This window comes from Arcticibacterium sp., assembly GCF_055134445.1.
Window position 1 is genome coordinate 18,334 of record NZ_JBSRVI010000083.1, and the last position, 13,808, is coordinate 32,141.

The following is a 13,808-nucleotide window of genomic DNA, read 5'->3' on the forward strand; positions in this document are numbered from 1 at the left end:
ATTACTTATTTATTAGTCGTCTATGGTAGTTTATTTGGCCTAAGTGATAATTCAAATGACCTAAAAGGTGGTAAAGGAAAAAGTCTGTTTTCATTTCGCCACCAAATATGTTTTCAGGGTAAGGCCGTGATAAGTCCGAAGCACTCAAAGCACCGATGGTTTCAGACACCACAGTGATAGTCTCTTCTATATCTGCCACAATTTTCTCAATAGAAAACCTTCCTGAAAATTCCTCGTCTCTGTTTCTGACATAACCAGATTTGCCCAAGATGTCACCAATGAAATGTTTCAAATTCCCATTTAAATGCATGGCTAAATTTCCACCAGAATTAGTGATTCCTGGAGCAACAGAAAACAAATCGTCTTCTGAGTCATAGCTCAAAACTTCTTCTTTGAGCTTTTTAAGATCTTTGGTAAAAACAGAGATTAAGGCTTCCATTAGTTTTCAAATTTAAAGAGACCCTCGTTTAAAGCCTCCAATGCGTCATTTTTGTGAACAGAATCTACTAAAAGAGAGATGTTATGTTCAGAAGCACCGTAAGAAATCATTCTGATTGGAATGTGTTTAACGGCTTCCAAAATTTTGATGGCAATACCAGATTTGTCGGCCAAGAAATTTCCAACAACACAGATAATACTCTGATTTCTGTCGTTTTCTTCTAGGTCGGCAAAGAGTCTTAGTTCGGCACTAATTTCCTCCAATCTTTCAGAGTTGTCAATGGTCACGGCCACAGAAACTTCTGAGGTGGTAATCATGTCTACAGGTGTTTTGTATTTTTCAAAAACATCAAAAACCTTTCTCAAGAAACCATAGGCATTCAGCATTCTGGTAGAATGCACATAAATGGCCGTGATATTGTCTTTTGCGGCAATGGCCTTTATTTCTGCTCCATCACTAATCTTAGAAGTAATCAAAGTGCCGGCTGCTTCTGGAGCCATGGTGTTTTTTAACCTTACCGGTACGCCTCCCATTTTTGCAGGCGTAATGGTGCTTGGATGCAATATTTTAGCTCCAAAGTAGGCTAATTCGGCCGCTTCTTCAAAAAGCAATTCACGCACAGGGAAAGTTCTTTTAACTATCCTCGGGTCGTTATTATGCATGCCGTCAATATCGGTCCAGATTTGAATTTCTTCTGCTTTTATGGCTCCACCAATAAGAGAAGCCGTATAGTCAGAACCCCCTCTTTTAAGGTTATCAACTTCGCCTCTTGGGTTTCTACAGATAAATCCTTGCGTTACCAATATTTGTTCGGCTTGGTTTTGAAGTATGACTCCTAGCTTTTCTCCTATTTTCTTGAACTCAGGTTCGCCATCCGTATCAATACTCATAAATTCTAGGGCAGGAAGTAGCACCACAGATTCTCCTTGCTCCTTCATATATGCCGCAAATAGCTGTGTGCTCAAAATTTCACCTTCGGCCACCATCTTTTTGTCTTGCTTTGGGGTGTATATGTTGACATTGGCCAGAGAGCTGATAAAGCTAAACTCTTTTTCAATAATTTTTTTCCCTTCTACAAGGCCTTCTTCGGTAACAAATAGCTCCTCTATAAATGTTTCATAGTGAGCAAATAGCTCATCAATTTTACTAAAAGCAGATTTTCTATCACCTCCAGATAAAGCTTCTCCAATGCTCAAAAGGGCATTTGTAGAGCCAGATAAGGCAGATAAAACCACAATTTTTCGGGTATCGTTAGCCGTAACTAAGTCCCTAATTGATTTCATACGTTCTGGCTTTCCAACGGAAGTGCCTCCAAATTTCCAAACTTGCATTTTATAATAATTTTCCTTTTATGATAACTGTATTGAATAATTTCTGATTTGGGATTTAAGATTTCTGATTTTTTGAATTGATAGTTTTTATTGAAGCCACAATTATAGAAAGAAGCTCATCACCTTCTTTATACAGTGGCTGAATTTCTAAATTAAAATCATTAGAAATACCTTCAATAAATTCAAACCAAAATAAACTTTCATCTAACTCCTCTTCAACGATCTTTAATTTGTTGACAAAATCAGCCGTTGATTTTCCTCTACAAGCTGCTCGATAATTAGCCGCAGAAGAACTAGAACTTTTTATTAATTGATATCGTACCACTTTGAATTCAGGATTACTTGGTAGTTTTCTAAGAAAATGAATCGTGCTAATAGCCCATTTTTTAAACCGGTCTTTTAGAACATTTTGATTCATAAATAATTATTTAAATCCGCAATCCAAAATCACTTTTATCTCATTTCAAACTCAACATCTTCACTGCCGTAATCGCGGCTTCGTCTCCTTTGTTGCCATGAATTCCTCCTGCCCTATCTACCGCTTGCTGATGCGTGTTTGGTGTTAAAACCCCAAAAATCACAGGCTTGTTATATTTCAAACTAACGGTGGTAAGCCCTTGAGCTACGGCGTTATTGATATAATCGTTATGTTTTGTTTCTCCCTGAATAACACATCCTATGGCTATTACGGCGTCAATGTTTTCTTTCGCGGCAAAAACCTGAGCACCATAGCTTAGTTCATAACTACCAGGAACATCCACTTTAATGATATTCTCCTTCTGGGCACCATGTTTAAGTAGGGTGTCAAAAACGCCTTGGTATAAAGCACCAGTAATTTCTTCATTCCATTCTGCCACGACTACCGCAAACTTCTTATTAGAAATATCTATAATACCATCGGTGTTATAAACAGAAAGGTTTTTATGTGCTGAGCTCATTTTTCTAAAAATTGATTTATAAAAAAAGGGATAAACCTGCTGGCTTACCCCTTATAAATATTATTATGCTTGGGTTAGTTACCAGCCTCAGTTTCTAATTTCGTCTTATACTTGGTAGCAGCTAAAACGTTAGTAGACATTGGATATTTTTCCATAATCTCCGAGTAAGCCTTCATCGCACCCTTTTTATCACCAGCCACCTCGTAGGCTGTAGCCAACTTCATAAGGTATCCTGGGGTAATCTCTTTATTAACTTTATAGTCAGCCGCTTTTTGATAATAAGAAATGGCTTCATCAGTATCTCCTTTTTCAAGGTATGCATCACCAATCAAGGCGTATGTTTTTCCTTGAATCACTAAATCACTAGCACTAAAATCTTTTAGATAAGATATAGCATCATCAAATTTACCTTGTTTCATGTAAGTCACGCCTACATAATATTTAGCCAAGTTGCCTGCTGGAGTAGAGCCATACTTTTCTGTTATTTCTAAAAGACCCGCGTTACCTCCTGTTCCTTGAAGAGCAAGATCTAAAGAATCTGCTTCAAAATAATAAACAGAATCAAACATAGCAGTCTGTGTTTCCGCAGTCTGTTGTTTCATCCAATAGTTATAGCCAACTATCGCTAGAGCAATAACTATCACTACTCCACCAATAATTCCGAACAGGTTCTTATTTTTTTCAAAGAAGCTTTCAGCTTTGCTAAATTCTTTCTGAAGGGCCTCTGCACTTTCTAGAATCTCAATACCTGACTTGTCGTCTTTCTTTTTTGCCATCTGATGCTTTCGCTTAAATTTTCGAGGTGCAAATTTAGTTAAATGATTTCTATTTCAATCATTCCTTTGCTCAAAATGTATTAAATGCTTTTTATAACTACGCTGAATATCAAAAGAAAAGGCACCTAAGTGCCTTTTCCAATAGATTTTAGAATAAATTATTCCATTAAAAATGGATAATCTTCTTGTACATATATGTCTTTAAAGGCATCTGAAGCATCTGGGTAAGGAGATTCTTCTGCAAATTTCACAGATTCCGCCACCTGACCTTTTATTTTACTATCGATAGCGGCTAATTCTTCTTCGGTAGCAATTTTACCAGAAAGAATACGCTCTTTAGTCATCTCGATTGGGTCACGAGACTTCCATTCTGCTACTTCTTCCTTCGTTCTGTATTTCTGAGGGTCAGACATAGAGTGACCTCTGAAACGATAAGTTTTAAACTCTAAGTAAGTTGGGCCATCTCCTTTTCTTGCTCTTTCTGCTGCTCTGCTTACTGATTCGTGAACGGCTTCCACATCCATGGCGTCTACAGGCTCTGCAGGCATGTCATAGGCTTCTGCCAAAGTGTAAAGGTCTTTTACGTTTGAGCTTCTTTCTACAGAAGTACCCATAGCGTATCCGTTGTTTTCCACTACAAAAATCACAGGGATTTTCCAAGTCATGGCTAGGTTAAAGGCTTCGTGAAAAGCTCCTTGACGTACAGCACCATCACCCATATAGCAGATACAAAGGTTTTTAGTTCCTTTATATTTTTCTGCAAAACCAATTCCAGCACCTACAGGAATCTGAGCACCCACAATACCGTGACCACCCACAAAACCCACTTCTTTATCAAAAATGTGCATTGAGCCTCCTTTACCTTTCGTGGTACCTGTAACTTTACCAAAAAGCTCTGCCATGATAGCATTAGGGCTTGTACCCAATGCCAGTGGCTGTCCATGATCTCTATAAGAAGTGATGTATTTATCGCCTTTTTCAAGAGCAGAAACTGCACCAGAAGAACAAGCTTCTTGACCTATATAAAGGTGACAGAATCCACGAATTTTTTGCTGACCGTACAATTGACCTGCTTTTTCTTCAAACTTACGCTGAAGCATCATTGATTCATACCAATACAGGTATTGCTCTTTGGAGTATTTAGTTTTCGCTGCTTCTTTTTTCTTTGTAGCTGCCATATATTTATTACTTTTCTTAGCTCTAAAAAATCAAAATCAAATATCCCTATCGAAATAGATATCCTTTTTTAAAGGAGAGCAAAAATAGTTATTAAAGGTTTATAGAAGAAAAATATCCTTTAAATCTCTCCAAGAGAATTAAGAAAAAGGAGAATTTGTACTTAGCAAATTGATTCTATAGGACTTTCAAAGTCAAATATGGTTTGGCTATTGTCATTTGTTTGGTCAAATTTGCCCCTATTAGCACAAAGAAAATGTATTTAAAGTCAATAAGACTCTTCAATTTTAGAAACCATACCGACGCTCAATTCCAATTTTCGGAAAGGGTAAATTGTATTGTGGGAGAAAATGGGGAAGGTAAAACGAATCTTATTGATGCCGTATACTTTTTGGCTTTGACCAAAAGCTCCATCCAAAAACAAGACCAACTAAGCGTAACACATGATGAGCTTATGATGGTTATTGATGGTAATTTTGTAACGGAGAAAGGCACAGAAAATATTACGTTGTCTGTTCAGAAAGGTCAAAAGAAATCGCTTCTGGCAGATAAAGTACCTTATGATAGACTCACGGAGCATATTGGCAAATATCCTGTGGTGCTTATTGCTCCAGATGATACAGACATGATTCGTGACGCCAGTGATACACGTCGGAAGCTGTTTGACGGAATTATATCACAGTTTGATGTGGAATATCTAAAGTCCTACCAGAAGTACAATAGACTGATGGATCAGCGAAACAGTTTATTGAAGCAATTTGGTGAAAGGGAATATTTTGATCAGCAAATGTTGGATAGTTATTCACAGCCATTGGTGTCTTTGGCTGTTGAGATTGCCCAAAAAAGAGCCCAATTTTTAGAAACATTTGAGCCAGAAATAATCAAACACTATCAAGAAATTAGTGGAGGTAAAGAAAGAATCAGTATTTCTTACCAAACAGAGGTTTTAGAAGGCTTCGCCGCAAAATTCAAAAAAAACGAACAGAGAGATAGGTTGGCTCAAAGAACCACCATGGGTGTCCATAAAGATGAATATCTTTTTCAACTGGATGGCTTGCCGGCCAAAAAATTTGGTTCTCAAGGTCAAAAAAAGTCTTTTATACTTTCGGTAAGGCTAGCTCAGTTTGATTTATTGGAAATACAAAAAAAGGTAAAACCGCTTCTTTTGTTAGACGATATCTTCGATAAATTGGATGACCGCAGAATTCAAAAACTGATTGAAAAGATTGACAATGATACTTTTGGTCAGGTTTTTATCACCGATGCCAGACCAGAAAGAACAAAAAGGATTTTAGAAAATGTTAGGGCAGAGGTGAAGTATATTAAGCTCTAAAGCTTATGTTTGCTATATGTCAGAATCCTTATTAGAGCCCACTTCCGGTTGTTTACTTGTTGCAGAACCTTTTCTAGGGGATCCTAACTTTGAGCGTAGCGTTATTCTTTTATGCGAGCATAACGTTCAGGGGTCCTTTGGCTTGGTCTTGAACCAGCGTTCTAATATTACCTTACACGAAGCCGTGGAAGATTGCTATTCTGATCTTCCTTTATATGTGGGAGGACCTGTAGAACATAGCACGCTTCATTATATTCATAGGCTTGGAGAATTGGTGCCAGAAAGTGTTCCCTTAGGTAATGGCTTGTTTTGGTCTGGAGACTTTGAAATCTTAAAGGGCTTGCTAAATCTTGGTAAAGTTCAAGAGAAAGATATTCGATTTTTTATAGGCTATTCAGGTTGGGGCGATGGTCAGTTGGAGGCAGAAATGAAAAAGAATTCATGGATAATCTCTGAAACAGACACGAACCTTCTTTTTGATGCATCGCCAGATGAATTTTGGAGAAAAGTGCTTAGAAATATGGGTGGTTCTTATAAGGTTATGAGTAACTATCCTACAGACCCAAGGTTAAATTAAAACCGCCAAACAGGGAAGATGCTTCCCTTATCAAAAGACGTGGTTTCTTGGTTTGGGATTTCTAAAAAAGCATCGCTTAAACTTAAATTAGCCAAGTCTCCTGAGCCGCCACCTTCTATTGGAATGGCTTTCAGTATTCCTTTTTCGTTTTCAAGTTTTACTTGTAAAAAATAGCCTAAGCTTGGTTTGAAGTTTACTTTTTGAGCCAAAAAGGCCATTTCGTTTTCTATTTTGATACCGATTGATTTCTGAAGCCAAGGCAAAACATATCTTACGGCACACATAAACGAAGAAACAGGATTTCCAGGAAGTGCAAAAACTATAGTTTTTCCCTTTTTGCCGAACCACATGGGCTTACCCGGTCTTTGTTGAATTTTATGAAATAGTTTTTCTGCCCCTATAGCTTCCAAGGCTTGCGGGAAAAAGTCTTTTTTTCCCGCGGAAACTCCTCCAGACAATATGATGGCGTCATACTTATCACAGATTATAAGTAGCATATCAATGCTTTCCTGAAGTTCATCTTTGAGGTGAAACTGGTTAATTTCCGAAACAAAAGGCCCTATTAAAGAGGAAATAGCGTAGGTATTTGATTTTCTAATTTGATGGCTTTCGGGAACTTCATTGACTTCCACGAGCTCATCCCCTGAGGTAATGATGGCAATCTTCGGTAGCCTGTTTACTTTGACATGCTGCTTTCCTGTAGTGGCTAAAACAGCCAGATCGGCACTCTTTAGATGATGTCCTTTAGGTATTAAAACATCGTCTCTTTTTCTGTCATGCCCTTTTTTATGCACGTTTTTAAACATGGCTAGGTCATCAATTAAGGTGGCTATCCCATTTTTTATGTTCACATCTTCATACCTGATGACAGAGTCTGTGTTTTTTGGCAAGGAAGCCCCAGTCATTATTTCTAAACAAGAATTTGGGTTCTCCAATGTCTTCTGTGCCTCTCCGGCATATTGAATGCCTTCTATATTAAAAGCCCTTTGGCCATTTTTGTAGGATTTTCCTTGAATAGCAATACCATCCATGGTTACCCTGTCAAAAGGAGGGAAGTCTCTATCTGCTGTTATTTCTTCTGCCAATACTCTTCCTTTTGAGGCCGTAAAATGGATACTTTCAACTCCAAAATTGGAAGTATGTTCTAAAACAATTTGACTGGCTTTTTCTACGGTAATAAAATCCATTAGTTGAAATTCATAGGTTGATCACGCATGTGAATAGGACTTTGTCTTTCTCTTAAATGTAGTCCCGTTCTTTCAGAAAAGACCGTTTTTATTTCTGCTAATATAGAAAGGGCTATTTCCTCAGGATTGGTAGCTCCGATGTCTAGACCTGTCGGGGCGTAAATTTGTTTCAAAAGTTCTTCAGATACTTGATTTCCTTCTTCTGCCAATTCTTTTAAAATTCGTTCAGAACGTACTTTTGGGCCTAGCATCCCTATATATTTAAGTTTTCGCTTTGATAACTTAAGGAGGTTTTCTTTGTCGGTACTTAAGGAGTGTGACATTAAAATGGCTGCGGTGAATTCATCAAAAACCAGTTCATTCATATTTTCAGGAGCCAATACGTTTTCATCTCTGACCTTAGCAGGTGGTGCAATGACCGTATAATCCCAGCCTAGTTCTTTTATCTGTTTGATAAGGGGATATAAATCATACTGATGTCCGAAAAGTAGAATTTGTAAAGCGGGTGGAACCACCTCAACAAACAGTGTAAGTTGCTCATTGAGCACTATATTTTTTGACTTATCTAGGTTTTCTATAAGGCTATCCAGTTTCTCAATATTGGCGTAATCCTCCAAACTTGTCAAACGCTCCAGTCCCGTAAACTCCAAGAGTTTTCCAAGGAGCTTTTTGTCTTCGGTAGAGGTGACAGAAATTAATTTACGGATTTTTCTGGGTGTCTGGTTTGTGGCTTGGAGTACCGAAATAGCGTTGGAAGGGTCTTGTTCGTCAATCGGGGTAAAGAGAACATCAATGATGCCATTGCAGCCTAGGCCAACGCCTATTTGGTGGTCGTCGTCGGTGGAGGTGTCATAAGTAATTACGGAGGCACGATCTTTTAAAATGGCCATTCTCGCTCGCTTTAGGGCATCACCTTCTAAGCAGCCACCACTAATTCCTCCTATCCAAGTTCCATTTTCTGAAACCAACATTCTGGCTCCCATTCTTCTGTAAGATGATCCTTCTACCCGCACCACTGTGGCGAGTGCCACCTTCTCCTCAGGTTCTTTTTCGGCATAGGTTTTTAGAATGCTTCTAATCTCTTTCATCAAATCAAAAATAGGCAATGAATTTTAACAAATGTAGGCTTCGATAACTCAAAAGAGTAATGCTATTTTGAATATATGTTGCACTTTTGTAGTGGTTCAACGGTTTTATACGAAAGTTTAGGTATGAAAGTAAAAATATTGTGTTTTGGAATCACCAAGGAAATTCTAGGGGGCTTTGAAAAAGAAGTGGAACTAGCCGATGGAAGCACCGTGGATATACTTAAAGCAAAATTGATTAAAGATTATCCAAGTTTTTCAAAACTAATTTCCTTAAGAATAGCGGTGAATGAAGAGTATGGTGATGGCAATTTAGTACTTACAGAAAGGGACGAAGTGGTTTTAATTCCACCAGTGAGTGGAGGTTGATTTAAGAAAATGAATGATAACACGTCAAATATTGATATTGCTTTAACGGATGAGCTGCTTTCGCTAGACGCTTGTCAAACTTTTGTGTCTGAAGCTAAGGTGGGCGGAATAGCCCACTTTGTAGGTACTGTAAGAAATAATACGAAAGGAAAGACGGTATATCGTCTAGATTTTGAAGCCTATGGGCCTATGGCAATTTCTGAAATGCGAAAAATAGCGGAGATCGCATTGGAGAAGTTTGGATTAGAAAAGATTGCTATTCATCATAGAATTGGCATTTTGAAAATTGGGGAGATACCCGTTATTATTTCGGTATCTTCTGCCCATAGAAAAGCAGCTTTTGAAGCTTGTCAATTTGCTATAGACACCCTCAAAGAAACCGTTCCTATTTGGAAAAAGGAATATTTTGAAGATGGAGAAGTTTGGGTAAGTGCTACACCCTGATTTAAAATGCCATTAAGCATTTAACTTTTTCCCGAAAGGTATTCATCCCTTTCCTCTGGCGTATTTACGTTTTTAAGAATTTCAGGATGTTCAGCTTGAATCAATTTCACATCACTATTTATCAAAACTTTTCTTGGACAAGAGTAGCCAAGTGCTAGAAATTCTAGCATCCTCATATAGCCATAAGGCTCCCAAAGTGTAATGAGTGGGTCTGGGAAGCCTGTTTCTGGATTGTAAAAACAGGTAGCCAATTTAGAAGGGTCTCGTTCTTTTAGGAGTGTATTAAAAACCGCAGCGTTTACCAAAGGCAGATCACAGGCAGAAACCAACCAAGCCGCATTTGGATCGGCCTGAAAAGCGGAGAGTATAGCTCCATAGGGTCCTAATCCATCAAATTTATCGGTAATTCTGTGATGCTCTTCGTATTGATCTGGTCTACAAGAAACAAAGGGCTCCACATTTAAACTTTTGAATTCTGCTAAAAGGAAATCAATCTGGCTCACACCGTGATAGTTTATTTGTCCTTTGTCACTTCCCATTCTCTGGCTTTTTCCGCCAGCTAAGATCAATCCCTTTACGAGAGGCGATGAGATAGAACCTTTTATTTTTTGCGATATTTCAGCTATGTTTTCAACAGAAAACGTCGGTTTCTCACCCAGTTTTTCTAAAAGCCAATTAAAGGGTTTTGATATATCTTCGCAAAGGATATAGGCCACTACGTTTGAAAGCTGTGGGAGGCGTTTTTTAAGCGATTCTTCCTTTTTTGAGTGAATAAAGACGAATTGCTTTTGGGCTTCAAAATGATTTCCGTTGACTAAAATTAAGTCTTGGTTGTTTAGGGCTACTTTTTTGTCAAAATCATTCATTGAGACTTTGTCTAGTCTAAAGAATTTGATTTTGTCTATAAGCTCATTCGACTTTAAGTTAGGAATTTCACTATCGCCAAAAGCATGATCGGCATCTAAATAGGTACAATTATTTTCTGGAAAGTTTGCTAATATTTTCTGAGCCGTTTCTTGAATTAATCCACATGGAGCACCTACGAGAGCAAATTCATTTCTCCCGAAATTTCCTATTTCTGGTTTAATCAGCTTGGCATGTTTTTGATGTTTTTTCATATCTATTTAGCGGTGGTCAAATCAAAATCTCTTTTCCCACCACTTTTAGCAATAAGGCGAGTTTCTTTGATGATAATATGATGAGAAAAGGCCTTACACATATCATATATAGTGAGGGCGGCTACGCTGGCACCTGTCAAAGCTTCCATCTCTATGCCCGTTTTCCCTGTTAATGAAACGGTGCAAATAATCTCTACTTCGTTATTTGTGTTAACGCTAATTTCTACCTGACAGTTTTCCAAACCAAGCGGATGACAAAGCGGTATAAGCTCACCCGTTTTTTTTGCGGCCATTACGCCGGCAATGATAGCCGTTTGAAAAACGGGACCTTTCTTGGTATGAATTTCCTCATTATTGAGTTTGTCCATTATTTCCTTATCCAAAACCACAATGCTTCTGGCTTTGGCAATTCTTTTGGTAACGGGCTTATCCCCTACATCCACCATAGAAGGGTTGCCATGGGGATCTATATGCGTGAAATTTTCAGTGCTCATGCTTCAAAGATAGAGACAGCTATTTGAAATATTGTTCTGGAGGGCTATTAAACAAAAATGGCTCTCTCAAAAATATTGAGAAAGCCATTTGTAAAAATATGTGGGCTTTAGCCCGAAAACTTAAAGTTTAAAAGTAATACCTACAGAAGAGTAAGGAGAACCTGCTTCTGCATAAACGCCGAATTTGTCAGACAGGCCATATCTATAACCTACCATTCCTCCGAAAAATGCACCATTGCTTAAGACACGAGTTCCGTTGCCATTAATTCCTCTGAAACCTAAAGTAGCACCAACATATGGGTCAGATTTAGAATCGTCAAAGTTAAACCAATCGTTGAAGTGAGCACCAAAGTGATAAGCTCCTCTTCCACCAATAGCAAAGGAATTGTATCCCCAATAACCTGTATTAAAAGATGCACCAGCTCCAATGCTAATGCGTTCTGTAATTCCAACATCATAACTACCTTGAACACCAATTCCCCAGCCAAGGTTAAGACCTAGGTTTACATTACTTACACCCTTATCAAAGCCCTGTGAGAAACTAGAAAAGGAGGCAATTAGAATGACTGCTAGAGTTAAAACTACTGATTTTTTCATTAATGGAAATGTTTTAAATTATTACAATTTATTTAGCGACTGTATCACTTCAAAAACGTTAGTTGCGTTTCGAAAACTTATTACAAAGTACCGTAAAAATGGTAATTTGTATCCCATCTAATATTCAAATTTATACTAGAATTTTATTTTACGGAAGAAAAAGATAAAATGAATACTGAAAAGCACATGTTATTCGAGTTTAGGGCAATTCCAGAAGAAGAAGTTCTTAAGAAAAGTCATGAAAATAGGTCAGAAATTATCAAGCGGAGGTCTATTAGAGACTTTTCTGGCGAGCCGGTTTCAAAGGAGGTCATTGAAAATATTATAATGGCAGCCGCTTCGGCACCTAGTGGAGCAAATAAACAACCATGGACTTTTTGTGCCATTCAGAGTCCAAGTATAAAAGCTGAAATAAGAAAGGCCGCAGAAAAAGAAGAGTATGAAAGTTATCATGGTAGAATGAGTGAAACATGGCTTGAAGATTTAAGGCCTTTGGGCACAGATTGGCAGAAGCCATTTCTAGAAGACGCACCTTGGCTCATTGTGGTATTTAAGCAATCTTATGGTTTAGGTGACTCTGGCCACAAAATTCAGCATTACTACGTCAATGAAAGCGTGGGAATAGCATGTGGTTTTTTGATTTCTGCCATTCATCAAGCGGGTTTGGTTACTTTGAGCCATACCCCCAGCCCAATGAGTTTTTTATCAAACATTCTTAAAAGGCCAGAAAATGAACGTCCTTTTTTGCTTTTACCGGTGGGTTTTCCGAAGAAAGGAGCCAAAGTGCCAGATATTCTTAAAAAGCAAGAAGCGGAGGTAATAGCTTGGTACTGAAAAATCGTCGTAAATTTGCGATCTGAATAGAAAAATATGTTAGAACAGTTAGAGGCTATAAAGGAACGTTTTCATGAAGTTTCTCAGCAAATAGGGATGCCTGAGGTGGTATCCGATATGGCCAAGTTTAAGAAGATTAGTAAGGAATATAAGGATCTTGAAAAAATTGTTAATCAGTTTAATGCCTATAAAGAGGTTTTGGCAAATATCTCAGGAGCTAAAGAAATCCTGAATAACGAGAAGGATGAGGAGCTAAGAGAAATGGCGAAGGAGGAGCTTGACGAGTTAGAGCCAAGTAAGGAGGAAATGGAGGTTATTTTGAAAGAAATGCTTATTCCAAGAGACCCGAATGATGCTAAAAATGTGATTTTGGAAATTAGAGCAGGAGCAGGAGGTGACGAAGCCTCTATTTTTGCGGGAGATCTTTTCAGAATGTATGAGCGTTTTGTGGAAAACCAAAGTGGCTGGAAAATGACTATCATGGATGTGAACCATGGAACGTCTGGTGGTTTTAAGGAAATCATTTCCGAGATAGAGGGAGAGGATGTTTATGGTAGGATGAAGTTTGAATCTGGTGTTCACAGGGTACAGCGGGTACCAGCTACAGAATCTCAAGGGCGTGTTCACACTTCTGCAGCTTCGGTAGCCGTTTTGCCAGAGGCAGATGAAGTTGATTTTGTTTTAAATAAGACAGACATCAAAAAAGATACTTATCGAGCATCTGGAGCAGGAGGGCAGCACGTGAATAAAACGGAATCTGCTGTAAGACTTACGCACTTACCGACCAATACGGTGGTGGAATGTCAAGATGGTAGGTCGCAGCATGCTAACTATGCAAAAGCCCTTACGGTTCTTAGGTCTAGGCTTTATGAGGCTGAGCTTAAAAAGCACAATGATGCCGTCAGTTCTGAGAGGAAGTCGTTGGTGGGTAGTGGAGACAGATCGGATAAGATTAGGACATATAATTATCCTCAAAGCCGTGTCACAGATCACAGAATAGGTTTTACAGTGTATAATTTACCTGCCGTAATGGATGGAGAAGTAGGAGAGTTTATGGAGCAGCTTAGAATAGCAGAGAACGCCGAAAGAATGCAAGAAGGGGTTCAGTAA

The 13,808-nt window shown here is 38.4% G+C and carries 17 protein-coding genes; 6 read left to right on the forward strand and 11 right to left on the reverse strand.

All coding sequences use genetic code 11. The features are described 5' to 3' along the window. Window position 1: 1 nt before the first annotated feature. The 6 genes from ACTBZY_RS10550 to pdhA all read right to left on the reverse strand — a co-directional run bounded on the left by ACTBZY_RS10550 (window position 2) and on the right by pdhA (window position 4,662). The gene (locus ACTBZY_RS10550; RefSeq protein ID WP_463046300.1) at window positions 2-439 is read right to left on the reverse strand and encodes a DinB family protein; all 438 of its coding nucleotides are present in this window, start codon (window positions 437-439) and stop codon (window positions 2-4) included. Beyond that, the gene (locus ACTBZY_RS10555; protein ID WP_463046301.1) at window positions 439-1,770 is read right to left on the reverse strand and encodes an aspartate kinase; all 1,332 of its coding nucleotides are present in this window, start codon (window positions 1,768-1,770) and stop codon (window positions 439-441) included. The genes ACTBZY_RS10550 and ACTBZY_RS10555 overlap by 1 nt, the downstream gene beginning before the upstream one ends. A 55-nt stretch (window positions 1,771-1,825) precedes the next feature. Beyond that, window positions 1,826-2,188 (reverse strand): four helix bundle protein, encoded by a 363-nt coding sequence (locus tag ACTBZY_RS10560; RefSeq protein WP_463046302.1) that lies wholly within the window; start codon window positions 2,186-2,188, stop codon window positions 1,826-1,828. Between the two features lie 40 nt (window positions 2,189-2,228). Beyond that, window positions 2,229-2,708, reverse strand: coding sequence for a 6,7-dimethyl-8-ribityllumazine synthase (ribH, locus tag ACTBZY_RS10565; protein WP_463046303.1), 480 nt, complete (start codon window positions 2,706-2,708; stop codon window positions 2,229-2,231). A gap of 74 nt (window positions 2,709-2,782) precedes the next feature. Continuing rightward, the gene (locus ACTBZY_RS10570; RefSeq protein ID WP_463046304.1) at window positions 2,783-3,484 is read right to left on the reverse strand and encodes a tetratricopeptide repeat protein; all 702 of its coding nucleotides are present in this window, start codon (window positions 3,482-3,484) and stop codon (window positions 2,783-2,785) included. A gap of 158 nt (window positions 3,485-3,642) precedes the next feature. Then, the gene (gene pdhA, locus ACTBZY_RS10575) at window positions 3,643-4,662 is read right to left on the reverse strand and encodes a pyruvate dehydrogenase (acetyl-transferring) E1 component subunit alpha (RefSeq protein WP_463046305.1); all 1,020 of its coding nucleotides are present in this window, start codon (window positions 4,660-4,662) and stop codon (window positions 3,643-3,645) included. 254 nt (window positions 4,663-4,916) lie between these two features. Between pdhA and recF the strand changes: the two genes are divergently transcribed. Continuing rightward, window positions 4,917-5,993: a DNA replication/repair protein RecF gene (gene recF / locus ACTBZY_RS10580; RefSeq protein WP_463046306.1), complete on the forward strand. Its 1,077-nt coding sequence runs from the start codon at window positions 4,917-4,919 to the stop codon at window positions 5,991-5,993. Window positions 5,994-6,009: 16 nt separating this feature from the next. Continuing rightward, window positions 6,010-6,570: a YqgE/AlgH family protein gene (locus ACTBZY_RS10585; RefSeq protein WP_463046307.1), complete on the forward strand. Its 561-nt coding sequence runs from the start codon at window positions 6,010-6,012 to the stop codon at window positions 6,568-6,570. Here the strand turns inward: ACTBZY_RS10585 and ACTBZY_RS10590 are convergent. Together ACTBZY_RS10590 and ACTBZY_RS10595 are read right to left on the reverse strand one after the other, a co-directional pair. After that, window positions 6,567-7,757 carry a molybdopterin molybdotransferase MoeA gene (locus ACTBZY_RS10590; RefSeq protein WP_463046308.1) on the reverse strand — a complete coding sequence of 397 codons (1,191 nt, stop codon included), beginning with the start codon at window positions 7,755-7,757 and terminating at the stop codon, window positions 6,567-6,569. The two genes, ACTBZY_RS10585 and ACTBZY_RS10590, sit on opposite strands and share 4 nt — an antisense overlap. Beyond that, window positions 7,757-8,845, reverse strand: a complete 1,089-nt coding sequence (locus ACTBZY_RS10595) for an XdhC family protein (protein WP_463046309.1) — start codon at window positions 8,843-8,845, stop codon at window positions 7,757-7,759. The genes ACTBZY_RS10590 and ACTBZY_RS10595 overlap by 1 nt, the downstream gene beginning before the upstream one ends. A gap of 123 nt (window positions 8,846-8,968) precedes the next feature. Between ACTBZY_RS10595 and ACTBZY_RS10600 the strand changes: the two genes are divergently transcribed. Then, window positions 8,969-9,211 (forward strand): MoaD/ThiS family protein, encoded by a 243-nt coding sequence (locus ACTBZY_RS10600; RefSeq protein WP_463046310.1) that lies wholly within the window; start codon window positions 8,969-8,971, stop codon window positions 9,209-9,211. A gap of 9 nt (window positions 9,212-9,220) precedes the next feature. Further along, complete coding sequence (locus ACTBZY_RS10605; protein WP_463046311.1) at window positions 9,221-9,655, forward strand: molybdenum cofactor biosynthesis protein MoaE; 435 nt, start codon at window positions 9,221-9,223, stop codon at window positions 9,653-9,655. A gap of 20 nt (window positions 9,656-9,675) precedes the next feature. On the opposite strand, the gene ACTBZY_RS10610 is transcribed toward ACTBZY_RS10605, so the two are convergent. The 3 genes from ACTBZY_RS10610 to ACTBZY_RS10620 all read right to left on the reverse strand — a co-directional run bounded on the left by ACTBZY_RS10610 (window position 9,676) and on the right by ACTBZY_RS10620 (window position 11,864). Further along, entirely contained in the window at window positions 9,676-10,773 is a 1,098-nt protein-coding gene (locus tag ACTBZY_RS10610) for an NTP transferase domain-containing protein (RefSeq protein WP_463046312.1), read from the reverse strand. Between the two features lie 2 nt (window positions 10,774-10,775). Then, on the reverse strand, window positions 10,776-11,267 hold the full coding sequence (moaC, locus tag ACTBZY_RS10615) for a cyclic pyranopterin monophosphate synthase MoaC (protein ID WP_463046313.1): 492 nt from the start codon (window positions 11,265-11,267) through the stop codon (window positions 10,776-10,778). Window positions 11,268-11,387: 120 nt separating this feature from the next. Further along, window positions 11,388-11,864, reverse strand: a complete 477-nt coding sequence (locus ACTBZY_RS10620; protein ID WP_463046314.1) for a hypothetical protein — start codon at window positions 11,862-11,864, stop codon at window positions 11,388-11,390. A gap of 168 nt (window positions 11,865-12,032) precedes the next feature. Between ACTBZY_RS10620 and ACTBZY_RS10625 the strand changes: the two genes are divergently transcribed. Next, window positions 12,033-12,698, forward strand: a complete 666-nt coding sequence (locus ACTBZY_RS10625; protein ID WP_463046315.1) for a nitroreductase family protein — start codon at window positions 12,033-12,035, stop codon at window positions 12,696-12,698. A gap of 36 nt (window positions 12,699-12,734) precedes the next feature. After that, window positions 12,735-13,808, forward strand: a complete 1,074-nt coding sequence (prfA, locus tag ACTBZY_RS10630) for a peptide chain release factor 1 (protein ID WP_463046316.1) — start codon at window positions 12,735-12,737, stop codon at window positions 13,806-13,808.

What these genes read in the sequence shown, in the direction of transcription:
- ACTBZY_RS10550 (WP_463046300.1), bottom strand. Translation starts at nt 439, where the DNA reads ATGGAAGCCTTAATCTCTGTTTTTACCAAAGATCTTAAAAAGCTCAAA.
- ACTBZY_RS10555 (WP_463046301.1), bottom strand. Translation starts at nt 1,770, where the DNA reads ATGCAAGTTTGGAAATTTGGAGGCACTTCCGTTGGAAAGCCAGAACGT.
- ACTBZY_RS10560 (WP_463046302.1), bottom strand. Translation starts at nt 2,188, where the DNA reads ATGAATCAAAATGTTCTAAAAGACCGGTTTAAAAAATGGGCTATTAGC.
- ribH (WP_463046303.1), bottom strand. Translation starts at nt 2,708, where the DNA reads ATGAGCTCAGCACATAAAAACCTTTCTGTTTATAACACCGATGGTATT.
- ACTBZY_RS10570 (WP_463046304.1), bottom strand. Translation starts at nt 3,484, where the DNA reads ATGGCAAAAAAGAAAGACGACAAGTCAGGTATTGAGATTCTAGAAAGT.
- pdhA (WP_463046305.1), bottom strand. Translation starts at nt 4,662, where the DNA reads ATGGCAGCTACAAAGAAAAAAGAAGCAGCGAAAACTAAATACTCCAAA.
- recF (WP_463046306.1), top strand. Translation starts at nt 4,917, where the DNA reads ATGTATTTAAAGTCAATAAGACTCTTCAATTTTAGAAACCATACCGAC.
- ACTBZY_RS10585 (WP_463046307.1), top strand. Translation starts at nt 6,010, where the DNA reads ATGTCAGAATCCTTATTAGAGCCCACTTCCGGTTGTTTACTTGTTGCA.
- ACTBZY_RS10590 (WP_463046308.1), bottom strand. Translation starts at nt 7,757, where the DNA reads ATGGATTTTATTACCGTAGAAAAAGCCAGTCAAATTGTTTTAGAACAT.
- ACTBZY_RS10595 (WP_463046309.1), bottom strand. Translation starts at nt 8,845, where the DNA reads ATGAAAGAGATTAGAAGCATTCTAAAAACCTATGCCGAAAAAGAACCT.
- ACTBZY_RS10600 (WP_463046310.1), top strand. Translation starts at nt 8,969, where the DNA reads ATGAAAGTAAAAATATTGTGTTTTGGAATCACCAAGGAAATTCTAGGG.
- ACTBZY_RS10605 (WP_463046311.1), top strand. Translation starts at nt 9,221, where the DNA reads ATGAATGATAACACGTCAAATATTGATATTGCTTTAACGGATGAGCTG.
- ACTBZY_RS10610 (WP_463046312.1), bottom strand. Translation starts at nt 10,773, where the DNA reads ATGAAAAAACATCAAAAACATGCCAAGCTGATTAAACCAGAAATAGGA.
- moaC (WP_463046313.1), bottom strand. Translation starts at nt 11,267, where the DNA reads ATGAGCACTGAAAATTTCACGCATATAGATCCCCATGGCAACCCTTCT.
- ACTBZY_RS10620 (WP_463046314.1), bottom strand. Translation starts at nt 11,864, where the DNA reads ATGAAAAAATCAGTAGTTTTAACTCTAGCAGTCATTCTAATTGCCTCC.
- ACTBZY_RS10625 (WP_463046315.1), top strand. Translation starts at nt 12,033, where the DNA reads ATGAATACTGAAAAGCACATGTTATTCGAGTTTAGGGCAATTCCAGAA.
- prfA (WP_463046316.1), top strand. Translation starts at nt 12,735, where the DNA reads ATGTTAGAACAGTTAGAGGCTATAAAGGAACGTTTTCATGAAGTTTCT.